Source organism: Geminocystis herdmanii PCC 6308, from assembly GCF_000332235.1.
Taxonomy (GTDB): Bacteria; Cyanobacteriota; Cyanobacteriia; order Cyanobacteriales; family Cyanobacteriaceae; genus Geminocystis; species Geminocystis herdmanii.
Map to the genome: position 1 here is coordinate 3,816,971 of NZ_CM001775.1, position 19,272 is coordinate 3,836,242.

General features: G+C 34.8%; 18 protein-coding genes. 4 read left to right on the plus strand and 14 right to left on the minus strand.

All coding sequences use genetic code 11. The features are described from left to right. The first annotated feature begins 277 nt into the window (after positions 1-277). Entirely contained in the window at positions 278-2,353 is a 2,076-nt protein-coding gene (locus tag SYN6308_RS19115) for a cation:proton antiporter domain-containing protein (RefSeq protein ID WP_017296064.1), read from the plus strand. 119 nt (positions 2,354-2,472) lie between these two features. Here SYN6308_RS19115 and SYN6308_RS19120 read toward each other — a convergent pair whose 3' ends face one another. The 9 genes from SYN6308_RS19120 to ubiE form a co-directional block, all read right to left on the minus strand. Continuing rightward, positions 2,473-3,186 (minus strand): RibD family protein, encoded by a 714-nt coding sequence (locus SYN6308_RS19120; protein WP_017296065.1) that lies wholly within the window; start codon positions 3,184-3,186, stop codon positions 2,473-2,475. 79 nt (positions 3,187-3,265) lie between these two features. Continuing rightward, complete coding sequence (locus SYN6308_RS19125) at positions 3,266-4,537, minus strand: MlaD family protein (protein WP_017296066.1); 1,272 nt, start codon at positions 4,535-4,537, stop codon at positions 3,266-3,268. A gap of 315 nt (positions 4,538-4,852) precedes the next feature. After that, entirely contained in the window at positions 4,853-5,629 is a 777-nt protein-coding gene (locus tag SYN6308_RS19130) for an ABC transporter ATP-binding protein (protein ID WP_017296067.1), read from the minus strand. A gap of 224 nt (positions 5,630-5,853) precedes the next feature. After that, positions 5,854-6,345: a hypothetical protein gene (locus tag SYN6308_RS19135; RefSeq protein WP_017296068.1), complete on the minus strand. Its 492-nt coding sequence runs from the start codon at positions 6,343-6,345 to the stop codon at positions 5,854-5,856. Positions 6,346-6,370: 25 nt separating this feature from the next. Then, positions 6,371-6,529, minus strand: coding sequence for a hypothetical protein (locus tag SYN6308_RS25210; protein WP_017296069.1), 159 nt, complete (start codon positions 6,527-6,529; stop codon positions 6,371-6,373). Between the two features lie 99 nt (positions 6,530-6,628). Next, positions 6,629-7,612: a cysteine synthase A gene (locus SYN6308_RS19145; RefSeq protein ID WP_017296070.1), complete on the minus strand. Its 984-nt coding sequence runs from the start codon at positions 7,610-7,612 to the stop codon at positions 6,629-6,631. Positions 7,613-7,849: 237 nt separating this feature from the next. Then, positions 7,850-8,353: an NADPH-dependent FMN reductase gene (locus SYN6308_RS19150; protein WP_017296071.1), complete on the minus strand. Its 504-nt coding sequence runs from the start codon at positions 8,351-8,353 to the stop codon at positions 7,850-7,852. 85 nt (positions 8,354-8,438) lie between these two features. Further along, a complete protein-coding gene (locus SYN6308_RS19155) occupies positions 8,439-9,674 on the minus strand; it encodes a DUF445 domain-containing protein (RefSeq protein ID WP_017296072.1) in 1,236 nt (411 codons plus the stop codon). 72 nt (positions 9,675-9,746) lie between these two features. Beyond that, positions 9,747-10,448 carry a bifunctional demethylmenaquinone methyltransferase/2-methoxy-6-polyprenyl-1,4-benzoquinol methylase UbiE gene (ubiE, locus tag SYN6308_RS19160; RefSeq protein ID WP_017296073.1) on the minus strand — a complete coding sequence of 234 codons (702 nt, stop codon included), beginning with the start codon at positions 10,446-10,448 and terminating at the stop codon, positions 9,747-9,749. A 252-nt stretch (positions 10,449-10,700) separates the two neighbouring features. Between ubiE and SYN6308_RS19165 the strand changes: the two genes are divergently transcribed. Beyond that, a complete protein-coding gene (locus tag SYN6308_RS19165; protein ID WP_017296074.1) occupies positions 10,701-10,919 on the plus strand; it encodes a DUF4327 family protein in 219 nt (72 codons plus the stop codon). 249 nt (positions 10,920-11,168) lie between these two features. Here the strand turns inward: SYN6308_RS19165 and SYN6308_RS19170 are convergent, their stop codons facing one another. From SYN6308_RS19170 to queC, 4 genes are all read right to left on the minus strand, one after another. Continuing rightward, on the minus strand, positions 11,169-11,987 hold the full coding sequence (locus SYN6308_RS19170; protein ID WP_017296075.1) for a DUF3800 domain-containing protein: 819 nt from the start codon (positions 11,985-11,987) through the stop codon (positions 11,169-11,171). Between the two features lie 82 nt (positions 11,988-12,069). Continuing rightward, on the minus strand, positions 12,070-13,530 hold the full coding sequence (locus SYN6308_RS19175) for a GAF domain-containing SpoIIE family protein phosphatase (RefSeq protein ID WP_017296076.1): 1,461 nt from the start codon (positions 13,528-13,530) through the stop codon (positions 12,070-12,072). Between the two features lie 391 nt (positions 13,531-13,921). Beyond that, positions 13,922-15,358 carry a folate/biopterin family MFS transporter gene (locus tag SYN6308_RS19180; RefSeq protein ID WP_017296077.1) on the minus strand — a complete coding sequence of 479 codons (1,437 nt, stop codon included), beginning with the start codon at positions 15,356-15,358 and terminating at the stop codon, positions 13,922-13,924. 197 nt (positions 15,359-15,555) lie between these two features. Further along, positions 15,556-16,221 (minus strand): 7-cyano-7-deazaguanine synthase QueC, encoded by a 666-nt coding sequence (queC, locus tag SYN6308_RS19185; protein ID WP_017296078.1) that lies wholly within the window; start codon positions 16,219-16,221, stop codon positions 15,556-15,558. A gap of 141 nt (positions 16,222-16,362) precedes the next feature. On the opposite strand from queC, the gene SYN6308_RS19190 reads away from it, so the two are divergent. Next, positions 16,363-16,746 (plus strand): ArsR/SmtB family transcription factor, encoded by a 384-nt coding sequence (locus SYN6308_RS19190; RefSeq protein WP_017296079.1) that lies wholly within the window; start codon positions 16,363-16,365, stop codon positions 16,744-16,746. Between the two features lie 19 nt (positions 16,747-16,765). Here SYN6308_RS19190 and SYN6308_RS19195 read toward each other — a convergent pair whose 3' ends face one another. After that, the gene (locus SYN6308_RS19195) at positions 16,766-17,737 is read right to left on the minus strand and encodes an NAD-dependent epimerase (RefSeq protein WP_017296080.1); all 972 of its coding nucleotides are present in this window, start codon (positions 17,735-17,737) and stop codon (positions 16,766-16,768) included. A 211-nt stretch (positions 17,738-17,948) separates the two neighbouring features. Between SYN6308_RS19195 and SYN6308_RS19200 the strand changes: the two genes are divergently transcribed. Then, positions 17,949-19,238 (plus strand): glucose-1-phosphate adenylyltransferase, encoded by a 1,290-nt coding sequence (locus SYN6308_RS19200; protein WP_017296081.1) that lies wholly within the window; start codon positions 17,949-17,951, stop codon positions 19,236-19,238. Positions 19,239-19,272: the final 34 nt, after the last annotated feature.

Here is a 19,272-nt window from a genome sequence, read left to right on the forward strand (position 1 = left end):
GAGAATAGGAGACAGGAAGACTAGGAGACAGGAAGACAAGCAGAGGTTAAAATTTGTTAGTTTGAAGTTTTTAATTCTCAATTCTCAATTCTCAATTCTCAATTCTCAATTCTCAATTCTCAATTCTCAATTCTCAATTCTCAATTCTCAATTCTCAATTCTCAATTCTCAATTCTCAATTCTCAATTCTCAATTCTCAATTCTCAATTCTCAATTCTCAATTCTCAATTCTCAATTCTCAATTCTCAATTCTCAATTCTCAATTATAAAAATATTCATGGAACAATTTTTAAAGACAATTCCCGATAGTCCTTTAATAACCTTTACCATTCTGTTATTGGTAATTGTCACTATTCCTCCCATTTTTGAAAAAATTAAATTACCGGGGTTAGTTGGTTTATTAGTCGCTGGAGTTATTTTTGGCGGTGAAGGTTTAGGATTACTTGATGAAAAAAGCGAATCGGTGAAACTCTTAGCAGACATCGGCAAAATTTATTTAATGTTTGTGGCAGGGTTAGAAATTGATTTGGAAGACTTCCGTAAGAGTAAAAATCGTTCTCTGACTTTCGGGTTTTGTACTTTTATTTTTCCTCTGACAATTGGTACTTTAATCGGTTTAACCTTTAACATGGGGCTAAATTCTTCTATTTTACTCGGTTCGTTGTTAGCTTCCCATACTCTTTTAGGTTATCCCATTGTTAACCGTTTAGGTGTGGTGGGTAACGAATCAGTAGTTATCACCATTGGAGCAACTATTTTTACGGATATTGGCGCTTTGTTGGTGTTGGCTATCTGTGTTTCTATTCATGGTGGAGAATTTACCCTTGGTACTTTGATTATACAGTTAGGTAGTTTAGCTTTATATTGCGCTGGGGTTTTATGGGGCATTGATCGAGTAGGGAAAGAGTATTTTAGACGCACAGGAGATGAAGAAAGCAATCAATTTTTATTCGTTTTATTAGCGGTGTTTTTGGCTTCCGTCGGCGCTCAATTAATCAATGTGGATAAGATTGTAGGTGCATTTTTAGCAGGTTTAGCCATTAATGATGTGGTAGGAAAAGGACCTGTTAAAGAAAAAATCGAGTTTGTGGGGAGTACTCTATTTATACCATGTTTTTTCGTTTCGATCGGACTTATCCTCAAAATATCTGGTTTTATTTCCACCTTAACGGAAGAATTTTTCTTAACCCTTGCCATCGTGGGAGGATTATTTTTAGGAAAATTTTTAGCGGCTTTAATTCCCAAATTACTATATAAGTATAGTTGGGATCAATGTTTAACTATGTGGTCATTATCCTTACCTCAAGTGGCGGCTACTCTGGCGGCTACTTTAGTGGGAGTAGAAGCAGGTTTATTATCCGATGCGGTATTTAATGCGGTAATTGTAATGATGTTAATAACCTCCGTAGTTGGTCCTATTTTAACAGGAAAATATGCTCGTAAGTTATTTCAACCTGATGTGGATGTTTCTCTGATTAACTCTGTTAATATACCTGATGATGACGAAGTTATTACTCAAGAACAATCTCGTGCTCTTTTTTCTGTGGTTGTACCTATCTCCAACCCTCAAACCGAGAAAATGTTGATCGAAATTGCTTCGATTTTAGCTCGATCGGAAGGAGGTTTAGTGATACCTTTATCTATTGTAAAAGCTCATGTTCACATGGACGAACCTGAATTAAATATAGCCTTACGCAATAGTAATAAGTTATTGACAAGGGCGAAACAATATAGTGAACAATTTGCAGTATCTTTAAAACCCCTTATTCGTATTGATGACGACTTAGCCGAAGGTATTAGTCGTACCGCTAGGGAAAATCAAGCTAATCTTATTGTTATGGGTTGGAGTCCTAATAGTACCATTCAAGCCCGTTTATTTGGTAACTTGATTGACAATGTTTTTTGGTGTTCTCATTGTCCTGTTGCTGTGGTGCAATTATTAGATGATCCCATCAATATCCATCAAATTCTTGTACCTGTCAAAAATATAGATCAAAAAACCCTTAATACTATTCGTTTTGCTTCGATTTTTGCTAATAATAATCAAGCTAGTTTAACTTTGCTTCATGTGCACGATCGAAAAGTGACAAAGCATCAAATTGAAACCTTCAAATCTGCTTTAAATACTGCGATGGAAAAGATAGCTTCTCAAATACCTGTTACGATTAAAACATTACGCTATCCCAATCCAGCCCAAGCTATTCTACACACGGTAGAAAAATATGACTATGATCTTGTTATCTTACGCTCTGTCCGCCGTCGCACTGCTGGTGGTTTAGCGGTTAGTGATGTTACCACTGAAGTAATGCAGAAAATTACTCGATCGGTCATCATTTTCGGCGAACCTACATAGGGAAATAGGGAGACAGGTGGACAGGGAGACAGAGAGAGGTTAAAATTTGTTAGTTTGAAGTTTGAAGTTTTAAATTCTCAATTCTCAATTCTCAATTCTCAATTCTCAATTCTCAATTCTCAATTCTCAATTCTCAATTCTCCATTAACAAGATAGTGTAAAAAAATTTCTTGATCTATTTGTTTTACTTCGATTAATTTAAGTTCGATCGAGCTATTAAATAACCTATTATCTAGTAAATTAGTAGCGGTTTTTGTGCCGATAATTAAAGGGCAAATAGTTAACCATAAATCATTAATTAAGTTTTCTTTTAGTAAAGAGGATATTAATTGACTTCCTCCTAAAATACCAATTTTTTTATAGTTTAAATTATATAATTGCTCAAAAATATCTGTCCAATTAAAAGGAGTATTAAAAGTAAAGATTTTATCAAAAAAACTATCATTATTGATGGTATTAAAACTATTAATATTTTTTTGCCAATTGATTAAACCTTCTGGGGTTGTTAACAATCCACGAGGTAAAAATTGAGAGAAAAAAGGTAATATGGGTTGAATATTCCCTGATGGTGAACAAACTATATTTAATGGTTGTAATGATTGATTATTTTCTTGTCTTTGTTTTAATAATTGAGGATTTTTGATTACTAAACTTGTACCATAGGCTCGTAAAGTATTTCCTCCAAATACGATCGCATCATAGCCAGATATTTGAGTTTCTAAATGTTCTAAATCAGCTTTACTACTAAATCTTGCAGGTTTATCCGATGCGATACTAATTTTACCATCAACACTCATGGCTACGATCGCACTTACATAACTTGATTCAATCATAAATGAGGGTAGGGGGTTAGGGTGTTGGGCTGAGGGGTGTTAGGGAATTGGATATTAATTCTTAATTCTTAATTCTTAATTATTTTTGAATTTTGACGATTAATTCACCTTTTTCTACTTTCGATTCATAATCATTAATTTCCTCTAATACAGTGGCTAATTCTACCTGTTTTTCTAAAAATTCTGTATAGGAAACCAGATTACTTAATCCGTTGACTAAATTTTTTAAGTTTCTCCTAAATTCGGGATCACCTGTAAACTCCTCTATTTCAGATGTGATTTTAGCGGTGTTTGCAAAAGTAACTCTAGCGGAGTCGAGGGTTTGTTGTAGGGTGACTAAATTGGTGGGATTGTTTAATTCTTTAGAGAGGGTGAGGAGGTTATTACTTATTTCTGTGAGGTTGGCGCTACTGGTTTCGAGATTTTTAGCAATTTTTTCCACATCAGCACTATTATTAACTCTGGTGACTAATTGATCGGTATTTTGTGCTAGTTGACTCACATTTTTTGTGGTTTCACTCAAACTAGCGATGGCACTACTGAGGCTCGATCGATTATCATTAATAACTTGATTAAGATTCGTGGTAAGAGTGGTAATTTCGGCGGGGATAGTACGATAATCTTCACTTAAAAGTTTAATTTGTTCTCCTGTAATATCGGCAGTACGAGCAAAAGAGTCGGCAGTGCGAGAAAAATCTTGTGCTGTGTTACCTACTTTATTGGCGGCTTGAGAAATGGAGGCTAAATCTTTTTGAGCTGTGTTTGTAAAAGAAGACATCTCATCGGTTAATTTAGCAACTTTTTCTCCTGCTTTATTAATGTTTAACACTGCATCATTGATATTTTTAAATAAGCTATCATCGTCAAATCGATTGGCTAAACGGCTTAAACTTTCCACTAAATCGGGACTTGCTTGACCATTGATTGTTTCTTGATTACAAAGAATTAATTGTTGATTGGTACATTCTTCACTTAATGGACTAATTTGTTTTGCATCTTCTGTTAATTCTGTTTGGGGGATTAAATTAACACTAACATCTCCCAATAAACCCGATCGAGTGGTGGAAACTTTAATGTCTGTGGGAATCTGTAAACCATTGGCAATTTCTGTGACAACTTCCACTCCATTACTACTAGGATTAATACCCACAATCCTACCAACTCCCACTCCTCGAAAAAAAACTCTCCCCCCTTCTCTCAATCCCCCTGCGTTTTCAAATAGTAGTTTTAATTGATAGGTATCGTTTTGAAATTTATAACCTTTCAAGAAAAAGATGATACCCCCAAAAACAGCTAATCCTAGTAATAAGAATAAACCCACTGAACCTTCTCTAAATAATCTCGATCGCATCACATTTCATCCCGTAAAGTTTACACAGAATCTCAAACTATTATTATAAATTATACTCAGCAAGGAAATAATTTGATATTACCTCAGTTAGAACCTGAGTGAACCATAAAATTTTTGGTGCTGTAAAGGTGTCAGGTGTCAGGTATTAGGTATTAAGTTAAATAATTGACAAAAAATATATCCTAATTGATTTTTTTATCTTCAATTCTTTGATCGAATTATATAATCTATCGATAAAATAATATTAAGATTTGACTCAAAATTATCAGATATTGATTTTTTAGATTTATTTACTAAATTTAGATGTGTTTCAGCTTATTTTATAGGTCCTTCGGTACTCGCACTAAAAAATTGTCTAACTAAAGCATTATCAGTATTATCAATCTCATTGACATGACCTTCCCACTGAAATTTCCCGTCATACAAAAAAACTAATCTTTTTCCTGTACGGCGAATGGTGCTATTTTGATGACTTACCATCACATAGGCATTAGAGCCAGAAAAAGCCCTTTGTAAATGACCAACTAAATTTTCTACTACAGTGGAAGCAATGGGGTCTAGTCCTGCGGTTGGCTCATCATATAATATAACTTCGGGTCTTTCTTCTTCTTTTTCTGGGTTAAAAATAATTGCCCTCGCAAAACTGACTCTTTTTCGCATTCCTCCTGATAATTCCGCAGGATAAAGAGTTGCGGTTTCTGGAGATAACCCTACCATTTCTAAGGTTCGATCGACTATTTCTTCGATTTTGTGATGGGAAAGTTTGGAATGTTGATATAAAGAAAAACCGATGTTTTCTCTCACTGTCAAAGAATCAAATAGCGCCGCTTGTTGAAATACCATACTAATCGCCATGAGTTCTTGATGATCATCAATCATGCCGATTCTTTTCTTTCCTTTCACATAAATTTCCCCCTCATCAGGTTCGGTTAAACCAGCAATTAGTCTTAAAATGGTAGATTTTCCCGTTCCACTAGGTCCTATAATCACTAAAGCGTCATTGGGATAGATTTTGAGATCGGCATGATCCAAAATAACTCTATCTCCAAAGGCTTTACAAACGCCTTTTAATTCGATAATCGGTTCAGTCATAATGGGGAATGAGGAATGAGGAATTAGTTGTTAATTATTCACTCACCGTGTAATGAATTACACGGCTAACAGCTTACGTTCAATAAATTGAACTCAAAATTTTGGCTTTTCTACAATAGTTTTGATAATTTTAAAAATGCAATTATTATAAATTATAAATTGACAGTTTGCATTTCACCTGATACCTAACACCTATCATCATCAGAAAACTTTTTCAACAACCCCTATTTATTACATTCTTGCTCTACTTGACTATAGATTTTTTTCCATGCTTTTACTTGTTTTTCGTTTTTGGAATCGATCGACTTCACATTAGAGTTATCGGCGTAAAAAATTTCGTTAGTTTTAGCAGTAATTCCCGCTTTTGAACATTGAGCAATTTCCTTAAACGGCATCGGTTCATCGGCATCATTCTTGACATTATTCTCCGATACTGGTTTATTTTCCGCAACTTTTTCTGTGGATTGAGTTTCTTTTTTTGTCTCAATAGTTTTTTGTACCGCTTTAGTCAGACTTTCCGCCATTTCCGAGGGAGTTTTATCAGTCATTTCGATGGAAGTCTCAGAAGATTGATCTTTATTTGCTTCCTCTGACTCTTTGTCATAACCAGATTTTATATCAGCATTTACTTTTAAGTTTAATCCATCTAAGGTAGCGCGATCGCACCCTACCAACAAAGTACTTAAACCAAACACCATCAAAAAAAATATTTTCATAGATTTTAATGTAACGAATTATTAATTAAGGATTACTTAAAGATGAATTAGTAGTTAATTGTTCTAAGGGTGCTGGTTGTGCCAAATCAGCATCAATAAAACTACGAGCAGACACGGTGACTAAAGCGAATAAGGCGATCAAAATTGTCACGAAGGGAACGATTTGTTGGCGAATAAATTGCATAATTTTCCAAAATTGCTCAATTTAAAGTATAATATTAATTGGAGAAAGGGAACAACAGGAGACGGGAGTAGCAAGGGGGTTTATCCCCCTTGTTCATTTTCACGGGTTTTCAGAAATAAAAAGCCCTTTGGATTCTAACCATTCACGGTTATAAAGACGAGATTGATAACGTCCTCCACCATCACATAATACTGTTACGATCGTATGACCCGGTCCTAATTGTTTAGCTAAAGCAACTGCCGCTCCCACATTAATACCAACCGAACCTCCCATAAATAAGCCTTCTTTGCGTAATAACTGATAAATTACCCTGACGGCTTCCTGATCTGTAACTTGAATAGCATCGTCGATGGTTACGCCCTCCATATTTGCGGTAATTCTACTATTACCAATGCCCTCAGTGATGGAATTGCCTTCTATTTTGATTTCCCCTGTTTTAACATAGCTATATAAGCCACTACCAAGAGGATCAGCTAAAACACATTTAACGTCAGGATTTTTATCCTTCAAAAATAGAGAAACCCCTGCAAAAGTTCCTCCCGTACCCGTAGAGGCTACCCAAGCGGAGACTTTACCGTCAGTTTGTTCCCATATTTCCTTCCCCGTTGTTTCATAATGCGCTTGACGATTTGCCAAATTATCAAACTGATTTGCCCAAATGGCGTTATCCATTTCCTGTGCAATCCTCCCCGATAATTTAACGTAATTATTCGGATTCTTATAGGGTACAGCAGGAACAGCCCGAACTTCAGCGCCTAAAGTTCTTAAAGCGTCCATTTTTTCCTGAGATTGAGTTTCAGGAATGACGATGACGCACTTATAACCCTTAGCATTACAGATATGAGCTAAACCGATCCCCGTATTTCCAGCAGTGCCTTCTACCACTGTACCTCCCGGTTTTAATAGCCCTTGCTTTTCAGCTTCTTGAATTATATATAATGCGGCTCTGTCTTTCACAGAACCTCCCGGATTTAAAAACTCCGCTTTTCCCAAGATTTCGCATCCTGTTTCTTCACTAAAACTGTTTAAGCGAATTAAAGGAGTATTGCCAATAGTTCCTACAAAGCCGTCTTTAATATCCATTACTCAGTACTTGTGTTAAACTTTCTCAAATTTATATTGTACAATTCCTTGACGCTTAATTAGTTATTAGATTATTTCATCGAAAGGATTAAGGATTCGATAGTGGACTTCGTAATATAACCATAAAGCTAATTGAATGGATATTTGTCTATAAAATTAGTATGATTGATTAAAAGTGAATTGATGAGTAAGGGTTAAAACCCTCACTACAAACGGATAACAAATATTTTATATAGATTAAGAAGATAACTTGATCAATTGTGTGATCACTTCCCTAGCAGAATCTAAATTGAGGGGTTTACTATTGGTGGTTAAAATTTGTCTTCCTACTACGTTCATTCCTATATAGGCTAACTGATTTCTCATGGCTGACAAAACGTATTGCCCACCGCCTCCGCTATGGGTGGCAATTACGGCAGGTTTACCGTTAAAGCATCCTCGCCAATCGTCACCGCTTACGCTTAACCATGCGATCGCATTCGTTAAAGTGGGAGGGATGCCTCCGTTATATTCGGGGGCAACAAAAATCATGGCATCGGTATTCATCAAGGTTTGAGCTAATTCTTTGACTTTATCAGGAATACCTTGTTGAGTTTGAACTTTAGTTGTGTATAAAGGTAAAATTTCTTCGACTAAGTTAATGATTTGGGTTGTTTGCCCCATTTCTAAAGCGATGGTGTTAAGTTGTTGCGCAAGGGCTAAATTTGTATTTGTACTTGCAACAATAATAGAGATTTTCATAATTAGGGTTTTCTCAATAAAGAGGTAATCTTGATAACTCAACAATTTTAGCAACTAATAGAGAATTGAGAATTAGTAGCGCAAATTATTTCATAAACAATATGACGCTTTGCATAACACCGATGATAAAGCCTAAAATTCCCCCTAAATTGACGATCGCCTGTAATTCACTTTTAACTATACTTTGGGTAGCTTCCTCTAAATTTTCGGGAGTTGTTGCTTTAATACGATCGATAATAACTTGATCGATCGATAAAATGGGGATGGCTTCTGCGACAATTTTTTCTAAATCTTCTTCTAAATAACGCTCTAAAATTAGGGCTAATTCTTCACTAATTAAACCTAAAGAATTGCTAACGACACTGGAAGCCTGTAAACGATTAATAATTAAGATTGAGACTTTCTGCCACTCGATCGAACTACTAAATTCATGGATAAAATTTGCTCCTTTTTCTTGAATATAATCCCGTACTGCTTTATTAGTCGTTTGACGTAATTGATTAACCGTAGCAACGGGTAAATTTTGTAAAGAAAAAGTTAGAAAAAACTCTTTTAATCTGTTTCTAATTTCCAAAGATAGTAATAACTCTTTGATTCTTGTATTAGCTATTTCTTTTTCATCTAAACAAAAAGTTCGCAGACGACTTAAAGCATTTTTTACACCGAATAAATTAGCCACTACCCAATAAGTACCGCTTGTTTTTTCTTTGAAACCATCATCAATAACACTAATATTTCGATCGCTCAAAAAGTTAATCAAAGCTAAACGTAATAAATCCGGGGCAAAAATTACTTCCAATAACCAGTCAGATAGTTGTCTAGCTTGAATTTCCGTTAATTTAAACTCTAGTAAGATTCGATCGAAAATTTGATCTATTTGCTTTTGTAAAAACTCATCTTTTCTAGCAATAACTTTTAATAACTTAGGTAAAGAATCCCCAAACAAATCTCTTAAAATATCTGCTAAAATTTTAGCAGTTTTTTGTTCTTTATCTTCTTTAATTTGTTTTAAAGCTAACTGTAATAACCATAAAATAGCACCTTTCACTCTTTCTGTTTGCAATAATCTTTTTGCCAATTTTTGCAACTCATCAGGAGTTAATAACGAACTCATAATCGTATCAGAAACTCTTTTCGCTAATCTCTCTTGATTACGAGGAATTAAACCCGGAGTAAAGGGTAATTGTTTCTTAAAAAAATATAGCGGTTTATAAGGACGAAATAGCATTTTTATAGCTAAATCGTTGGTAAAATATCCAATAATTGAACCTGCGACAGGGGGAATAATTATTTGCCACCAATTACTAAATTCTATGGGCATTCTCAATAATTAACAATAAACAATATCACTATCAGCTATAAGCAGTTTCTTGATTTTTCCACTTGTAAACTGCTATTTAGTTAATACTAGAACTCCCATTATACCACCTAATAGGGGGTAATGTATCCCATTGTTGAATCCTGCATTCAAAGCTAAATTAATTTGCTCTTTCCCGTCAGGAAAACGCTCTAAACTAGGGTAAATATACTCATATTCGGCTTTGATATTCAAAAAATCCGCCATTCTCACTACTACGTTATCTAAATACCATTTTTGACTGTTTGCTATCCAATCCGCTTCGGGTTTATGAAAATCGAGAATTGCCACTTTAGCACAAGGCTTTAAAACCCGTTTAATTTCGAGCAAACAAGTGGGTATGTCTATCACATTTCTTAAACCATAACCCATAGTGGCACTATCAAAATAGTTATCCTCAAAAGGCAAATCTAACACATCCGCTTCTAACCATTCCACATCACTAACTAAAAATTTTCCCGCTTGTTTTCTTTTTGCCTCAGTTAATAATTCACAAGAAAAGTCCACCCCGATAACCTTCCCGTTTCTCATCTGTTTTGCTGTTAAAAACGTAATATCCCCACTGCCACAACATAAATCTAAGGCTAATCCGCCATTAGAAGGCTGACTCCATTTCACTGTCATGGCTTTCCAAATGCGATGGATACCCAGACTTAAACCATCATTCATTTGATCATAAACGGGTGCAATTTGATTAAATAAAGTTTTAACGTCTTGGGCGTGGGGAGGTAAATTCATTGTTTAACAAGAAAAATAAAATAATTTGCTCTTAGTTCGATCGAATGGAAAAAAAATATGTTATGATAATTAGTGTTAGCATATGGCAACAATTTTCTATTCACCGTTGCTCATAACTACAGTAGCAAAAAATTCCCTCCTAAACGAGATTTTTCCAGAATCAATAAATAGTTTTATACTTTCTCGTATTTAGGTAGAGAATGAATATGTTACCTGTTCATTTATTATCGTTTTATTAAAAGTATCAACTTTATGCCTACAAAGCAAGTTATTCACCCTATGGTGAAGTTGCAACAAAAAGTATCTTCTCTTGTCAATTCACAAATTATTCAACCTCATGATAGTATCGGTAAAGTAGCTCTCTTATTCGGTAATGAGTGGTCTTTTTTGAAGTCTGAGTTATTAGCTTTCGGTTTCTCTATGCAAGATCCTGTTAGTGATTTGCTCGTAGTTGAAAAGTGGGATGAATAAAAAAAGTTCAGGATAAAATTGTTCTGAAGTTTAGTAATAAGTAATAAGTAATAAGTAATAGCTATAACCCACAAATTTCCGCTAATTGCTTTTAAATCCCCATTATTCCAAGATTTTTACAGCTTATTTAGGTGTATTTACAAAAAAATCTCATCAGTTTTGACAAAAACTGTATATAATAAAAGTAAGCTCGCTAGTAGGTGAAAGTCGGCTTCATGCCGGGTGTTCGAGAGGCAAGTCCCCTTGAACCTAGCTTATTAAGGGCTTTATCTTTTCTAAGGTTAAAGGATTTTTTTTAGAATACCACTCTCCAGACCATCTTTTTCGTTTATCATCTACATCTACAATTAAGGAATAATTGAGGGCTAAAGGTAAGAAAAAGCTATCATCGTTTCGCTCATATAATCTTTGTAACGCCCATAGATAATAATCAATAACTTGTAATCCTACTTCTTCTGAAGATTTTTTTACATCAATTATTGTTGGTGAATCATAATTTTTACCCCATTTTTGGTTAAAATTATTTTTAGCATTTCTAATAGCATTAGCTAAGGATTCTCGTCTTTCAGATGTACCTAATCTAGCAAAAATAATTCTATTTTCATCGGCTTGATGCAACATATTTTTAAATAACAAAGTCACTAAACTATCGTAAATTTTCTCCTCTGATAATTTCTCTTGTTTATCTTCTTGAAGATGTTTAGCATAATTAATTAATTCACTTTTTCTCCTAATAGCAATTTGTACTTTTGCTTCAAATTGACCTAAAATGTTAAAAACCTCTTGACGTATTTGAGGATGGTCATTTTTTGCGTGAAAAAGTAAAGCCGTTTTCTTTGCTGATGGTTGCATTGAAGATATATTTTTAAATATGGGATCAAGTAATAAATTATCTCTTAATTTGTCTAATGTTTCTTTGACTAAAATAGGATTTGATAGTCTAACAACTCCTATCATAAAAGTATTAGAAACTCCATTTTTGCCTAACATTACCTTTCCTCTTTTATCAAATAATGTTAAATCCCCTGCTTCATCTACATAGTAGTTACGAATTTTCGTTTCTGTCATCTATTTTCACATCAACTATTATTCAATAAAATATACATTTAATTTTACAACATTTAGTAATACTGTGAAATAGAAGAAAAAACTATTGCCTGACAGCACAGACGATCGAATCGTTGGGGTCAAATTTTACTACAATAAGAGTCATATCATCAGTGTTTTTATGCCCAAAACCAATAAATTCTTCAATTTTGCGGAAAATATAATGAAGAATCTCCTCCGCCGAGTCATAATTTTGACAGGCATAATCAAAACAAAGATGTAAATTATCTTCGTCAAATCTCTGATTATTTTGGTTTACGGCATCGGTTAAACCATCGGTATAGTAAAGAATAATATCATTTAATTCTAAGTTAATACGATCGTCCTCATATTTGGAATCAGATTGTAACCCAATTAACATTCCATCTGTATCTAAACGAATAATTTTTTGTGTTTGTTTACGCCATAACAAAGGTGGATTATGGGCGGCGTTAGCATATCTTAAAGTATGACTTTGAGGATCATATTCGGAGTAAAATAAGGTGACGAAACGATGGGAATTATCTAAATCTGCGTACATTACTCTGTTTAAATGCTCTAATACCCGTGCTGGAGAATGACGGTTTAAGACTTCGGCTCGTAACATTCCCCTTGTCATTGTCATAATTAACCCTGCGGGTACACCTTTACCCATCACATCGCCGATGACAATACTCCAAGGTTCACAAGGAGCATTATTGATGTCAGATGTATTTTCTGTCCATTGATCATAATTGACGGGGATAAAATCATAGTAGTCTCCCCCAACTCGATTAGCTGTCTGGCATTTGGCGGCTATCTGTAAACCTTTGATAATAGGACATTTTCTTGGTAATAATCGGGATTGAATTTCTGAGGCAATCTCTAATTCTCGATCTTGACGCTCTTTCGATCGTAATTCAACTGTTAACTCATGGTTTGCGATCGCCACCGCAGTTTGATCAGCGACTAATTGAGCTAGTTTTTTACGGGTTTGAGTCCATAAATAATCAGCATCTTGACTAAAAATATATAGCCTTCCCCTTTCAATATTTTTAATTAAAATAGGGGTACTAAAAATTTTTAAAATAGGGGACAATTTTTCTTGAAATTTATCTTGAATAAAAGATGATAAAGAATCTATTTCAGGTAAATCATTAACATTTTTTTCTCTTTTTTTTAAGTATATATTAATATCTTTGACGACAGTTTCAAATGAATTAATTATTTCATCACGATACTGATTATTTTGACAGTAAATTTGTTCTAATTTGACTTGATTATTTTTCCCATAAAGGATTAAAGCCCCTCCTTCACCATCCGTTACCCTTGCTACCATTAAAGGGGTTAATTCTAAAAATTGATTCAAATTATTAAAACTACGGAGGGCAAAACTTAAAGAACTAAGTAAATTTTGGATTTTATTTTGTTCTTTTTGTAAACTCGCTACTAATTCTTTCAATACTAAAATAGGGGTATAATCTTCCCCGGCTAAATCATCATTAATGTTTTCTGAATTGACGGAATTATAGTTAAAAATAGACACAGAAATATTTAAACAACTCCCAAAAATTTAGTAACTAATTATCAAATACACACTTTAAAATATATAATCAAAAATTCTTAATTTTAAGTACTTTACTCTGATCGATCGAATCAATGTCATGGTTAATTCGATCGACGATTAAGAAAGTATATCAACTATTTTTCAAATGTCAAGCACAAATTAGCAATTTCTTACTCCTTACTTCTTACTCCTTACTTCGTTAATTATTGCCCGACTTGAAAAACTTGCTCGGCGGTTAAACTTAACTCAGGAAATAAGCAAGATTTGATGACATCTTGAGCTTGACATAAATTTAAAGTATATTCCCTATCTTCCCAATTTTTTAATGTAAAGGAATTAATCTTCCCCTCTTAGTGTCTTCAAAGTTTTCCTATTTTTTTTCAACTCCTAACTCTTTAATGTTACTTAAAACAACTTCTGGCATTATATCTTGACCTAACATCCCTCCGGGGGTATGATGTTCATAAATTTCCGATACAGGTAAATTTTTCAAAGAATTGTGCATTTGAGGGTCTTCATTAGGTAATAATTTTAGCAGTGGTAAGGGTAGTAAACTCGATAAATTGGTGATAAGTAGCAATAACCAAAGATGCTCAAAATTAGTCTCAGTTACTCCTAACCAATGAGTTAGTAAAGCGCCCAATTCATGAGACAATAACCCTGCTAAATTCCAGATGGACATTAAAAGGGCGAAAAAACTCGCTTCGATACCTTCAGGACAAAGACGAGCAGACAAAACCAATACAGGCATAAAGGCAATTTGTCCCATTACCGTTAACACAAGGCTATCTCCTAAGCTAAACCAGTGATCATCAATGCCTAAAGTACGATTAAAATGAGTAACTAAGATTAAACTTGTCATGCCCAATAGGGAAGATAACACCACACTCCACCCTAACATGACACGGAAGGAAATTTGTTTGAGCCAATTTTGATAACATAATATCCCAATAAGAGAGGCTAAACTGGTAATCAGTCTAACTCTGCCTAAAAATTCGGGGGTGAATCCTAATTCATTGGTAGAGAAGAAGAAAAAGGCAGAATCGGCACTAGGTGTACCTTGCCAAAGAGCGATAAAGATAACTGGTGCTAAAATGGATTTTTGGGTAATGGTTTGCCATAATTGCTTAATTTGTCCTTGAAAAGGGTTAGATATGGTTTCTTTTTCTACAGGTTTTTCGATAATTAATCCTGCGATACCTACGACTAATAAGGGGAAACAAGCGGTAATTAGAAAGACGATATTGTTACTAAATTGCTGTAATAATGCACCACTGAAATAGGCTGTAATTAAGCCACCTAAAGCGGAACTTCCCCATGTAAGAGATTGTAGAGAGCCAGATTTAACTAAGGATTCATTTTTTGCCCTTTCTACTACCACAGAATCCACAATTACGTCACTCATGGCAACGGAGAGGGAGGTAAATAAGATGGCAATAGTTGCACCCCAAGCATTATGTACGATCGTACCTAAACTTAACCATGCCATCGAACCTAAAATACCAGAAAGAATTAAATAACTGCGACGGCGATAACCAAAAAGGGGTTTTCCATCACTTAAAAAACCGATAATGGGCTTCGTCACCCAAGGAATAGCGGCTACTCCCATTAAAGCGGAAACTTGAGCGGGGGATAACATTAAGTCATCTTTAAGGAAAAAACTGACGGCAAGTCTAGCTAATCCTAAAATACCCTGTACAAAATATACCGTTAGGATGGCAAATAATTCGGGGGTGAGTTTATTCCCGAATAACAAGTTATTTTCTATATATTGCTTAATTTTTAGTTGATAAATATTGATAAACATTAACTATCTTTAAGTTTTATTACTTAGTTTATCTATATTAGCGTGAGTTTTGATCGATCGTTCTCTATTGCTCAACTAGAATCATTAGGAGAAGCTGGACTTTCAAGGCATTTCCGACTTAGAAAATGGGGTTCATTAGTACTATAACAATTAATCTAAATGAAATTCGATCGAACTTTTCCCCAAGCCTTAATTAATCAGTTATTAAGTGTTTCAATACCTAACTTGAGTAAAGCATCATTACGAATACGACAGGAATCACAGACTCCGCAAGGTAGTTCTCCTCCTTGATAGCACGACCAAGTTTCATCGATCGGTACATTTAGTTCGAGGGCTTTTTTCAGAATTTCTACCTTAGACATGGTGACTAAAGGAGCAATTAATTGAGGTGCTTTTCCTTCAACACCAACTTTAGAGGAGAGATTGGCTAATTGTTGAAAAACCTGTAAATATTCGGGGCGACAATCAGGATAACCAGAATAATCAATGGCATTAATGCCTAAATAAATAGCTTCTGCTTGGGTTGCTTCTGCCAGAGAAAGGGCGATGGCAATAAAAACGGTGTTTCTCCCCGGCACATAAGTAGAGGGAATGACATCAGATTTAACGCCTTCTTGGGGAATAGATAAATTGTTGTCAGTAAGGGAAGAACCTCCCCAGAGAGAAAGGTTTACATCGATGATATGATGTTGGGAGATGCCTAATTTGGGGGCTAATTTTTGAGCTACTTCCAATTCTTTGGCGTGTTTTTGTCCGTAGCGGAATGACAGGGCGATGGTTTCATAACCTTGTGTAAGGGCGATGGCGGCACTGGTGGCGGAATCTAAACCTCCTGAAAATAAAACAATAGCTTTTTTTGACATAATAAATTTGTTAAGAATAGTTATGATATAGTGATAATATTCTTTGCGTCTTTGCGTCATGAGCGTGAAATTCATAAGGCACTAACTGAACAACAGGGAATCATAATTATATCAATTATTAATCGACCTAATCAGCTAAATATGAATATATCTTATCTCGAAGAAAAAACGAAATTAATTCCTTGTACTCCTCATAATATTGAAAGTGAATTAATCGAGACTTTTAAGGCACAAATATTAAGTAACGATAAGGCGCAAAGAATGGCGGAATTTTTTAGTTTATTAGGGGATTCTAACCGTTTAAGAATTTTATCGGTATTAGCGCAACAGGAGTTGTGTGTGTGTGATTTAGCGGCTACTTTAGATATGAGTGAGTCGGCGGTATCTCATCAATTAAGGACATTAAAAGTCATGCGTTTAGTTGCCTATCAAAAAAGAGGTAGAAAGGTTTTTTATCGACTTTTAGATCATCATGTTTTAGAATTATATCGATCGGTCGCTGAACATTTAGAGGAAACGGATTAGGTTCGATCGATCGAACTCATTAACTTAGCTGATAATAGTCACGATACCAATTAACAAACTTTTCGACTCCTGTTTCAATGGGAGTTTTTGGGCTAAAACCCACATCGGCAATTAAATCATCCACATCAGCATAGGTAGTTAAAACATCTCCCGGTTGCATGGGTAAAAATTCTTTGACGGCAGTTTTTCCTAAAGTTTTTTCGAGGACTTCAATTAGATGCAATAATTCCACAGGTTGATTATTGCCGATATTATATAGTTTATGGGGAGGAACTCCTGACGGTATTTTATCCATTACTTTTTCGATACCTAAAACAATATCGTCAATGTAGGTAAAATCTCGTTGCATTTTGCCGTAATTGAAAACAGGGATCGATTTTTCTGCTAATATCGCTTTAGTAAACAAAAATAATGCCATATCAGGTCTTCCCCAAGGGCCATAAACCGTGAAAAAGCGTAAACCAGTACTAGGAATATTATAAAGATGACTGTAGGTGTAAGCCATGAGTTCATTTGCTCTTTTTGTGGCTGCATATAAACTTACAGGTCGATCGACGGGGTCTTCTGTACTAAAAGGTATTTTTGTATTCATACCATAAACGGAACTAGAGGAGGCATAAACCAGATGTTTAACGGGATAATGACGACAACCTTCGAGAATATTCAAAAATCCTACTACATTACTATCAGCGTAAACATGGGGATTTTCAAGGGAATAACGCACTCCTGCTTGAGCGGCAAGGTTAACGACTAGATCAAATTTTTCTTGCTCAAAAAGGCGATTAATGGCAGTTCGATCGTGCAGATTCATGAAGTGAAAGTGAAAGTTATCAAATTGCTCTAATTCTTGAAGACGAGCTTTCTTGAGAGAGACTTCATAATAGTCATTAAGATTATCAATGCCAATGACTTGATGATTTTGCTTTACTAGAGATAGGGATAAATGAAAACCAATAAAACCTGCCGCACCCGTTACTAAAATTTTATTCATAAGGAATATTAATTGAGAATAGTTCTAATGTAACTACTTGCTAAAAAAAACTAATTTTCAGCACTTTAGCATAACCTGAGTTGAATGTGAAAATCCTAAAACTTGTAACCTCAACGGTACAAAATATTTTTGCTCTTAACCTAATTTTGATTGTGTGATTGACCATTAACCAATAAACTTTCTAATAAAAGCAATTTCACAAAATAAATTTATGAAAAAAGTACTCGGAATTATTTTAGGCGGTGGCGCTGGTACACGATTATATCCTCTCACAAAGTTACGGGCAAAACCAGCAGTACCTTTAGCGGGAAAATATCGTTTAATTGATATTCCTATTAGTAACTGTATTAATTCCGAAATATTAAAAATTTATGTTTTAACTCAATTTAATTCGGCTTCTTTGAATCGTCATATCAGTCGTGCTTATAATTTTTCAGGGTTTAGCGATGGTTTTGTGGAAGTATTAGCTGCCCAACAAACTAAAGAAAATCCAGAGTGGTTTCAAGGTACTGCGGATGCTGTACGTCAATATTTATGGCTGTTTCAAGAGTGGGATATTGATGAATATATTATCCTGTCGGGAGATCATCTCTATCGTATGGATTATACGAAATTTGTGGAACATCACCGCAAAACGGGTGCAGATATTACTTTATCTGTTGTACCCATTGACGAAAAAAGAGCTTCTGCTTTTGGGTTAATGAAAATTGATGATACTGGACGCATTATCGATTTTAGCGAAAAACCTGAAGGGGATGAGTTGAAAAAAATGGCGGTGGATACTTCTATTTTAGGTTTGAGTCCCGATAAAGCTCAAGAAAGCCCTTATATTGCTTCTATGGGTATTTATGTGTTTAAAAAAGAAGTTTTAGAAAAACTTTTACAAGACAACCCCAGTCAAACAGATTTCGGTAAGGAAATTATCCCTGCGGCGGCTCAAGATTATCGAGTACAAGCCTATTTATATAAAGGTTACTGGGAAGACATCGGTACGATCGAGGCATTTTATGAGGCAAATTTAGCCTTAACCAACCAACCAAGACCAGATTTTAGTTTCTATGATGAAAAAGCTCCTATTTACACCCGTTCTCGTTATCTTCCTCCCACTAAGTTATTAAATTCTCAAGTAACTCAATCGATTATCGGGGAAGGTTGCATTATTAAAGAATGTCGTATTAATCATTGTGTTTTAGGTGTAAGAACGAGAATTGAGTCAAATTGTATCGTAGAAGATAGCTTATTAATGGGTGCAGACTTTTATGAATCTGGTGCTATCAGACAGAGTAAAATAGATCAAGGAGGTATCCCCGTAGGAATTGGCTCTGATTCTACCATCAGACGTGCGATCGTTGATAAAAATGCCCGAATTGGTAAAAACGTCATTATCACCAATAAAGACAGAGTCGAAGAAGCTAATCGAGAAGACGAAGGATTCTTAATTCGCAGTGGTATTGTAGTAGTTATCAAAAATGCTACGATCTCAGATAATACTGTTATTTAATGGATAGTTGAGAATGGATAATGAAAGATGTTAC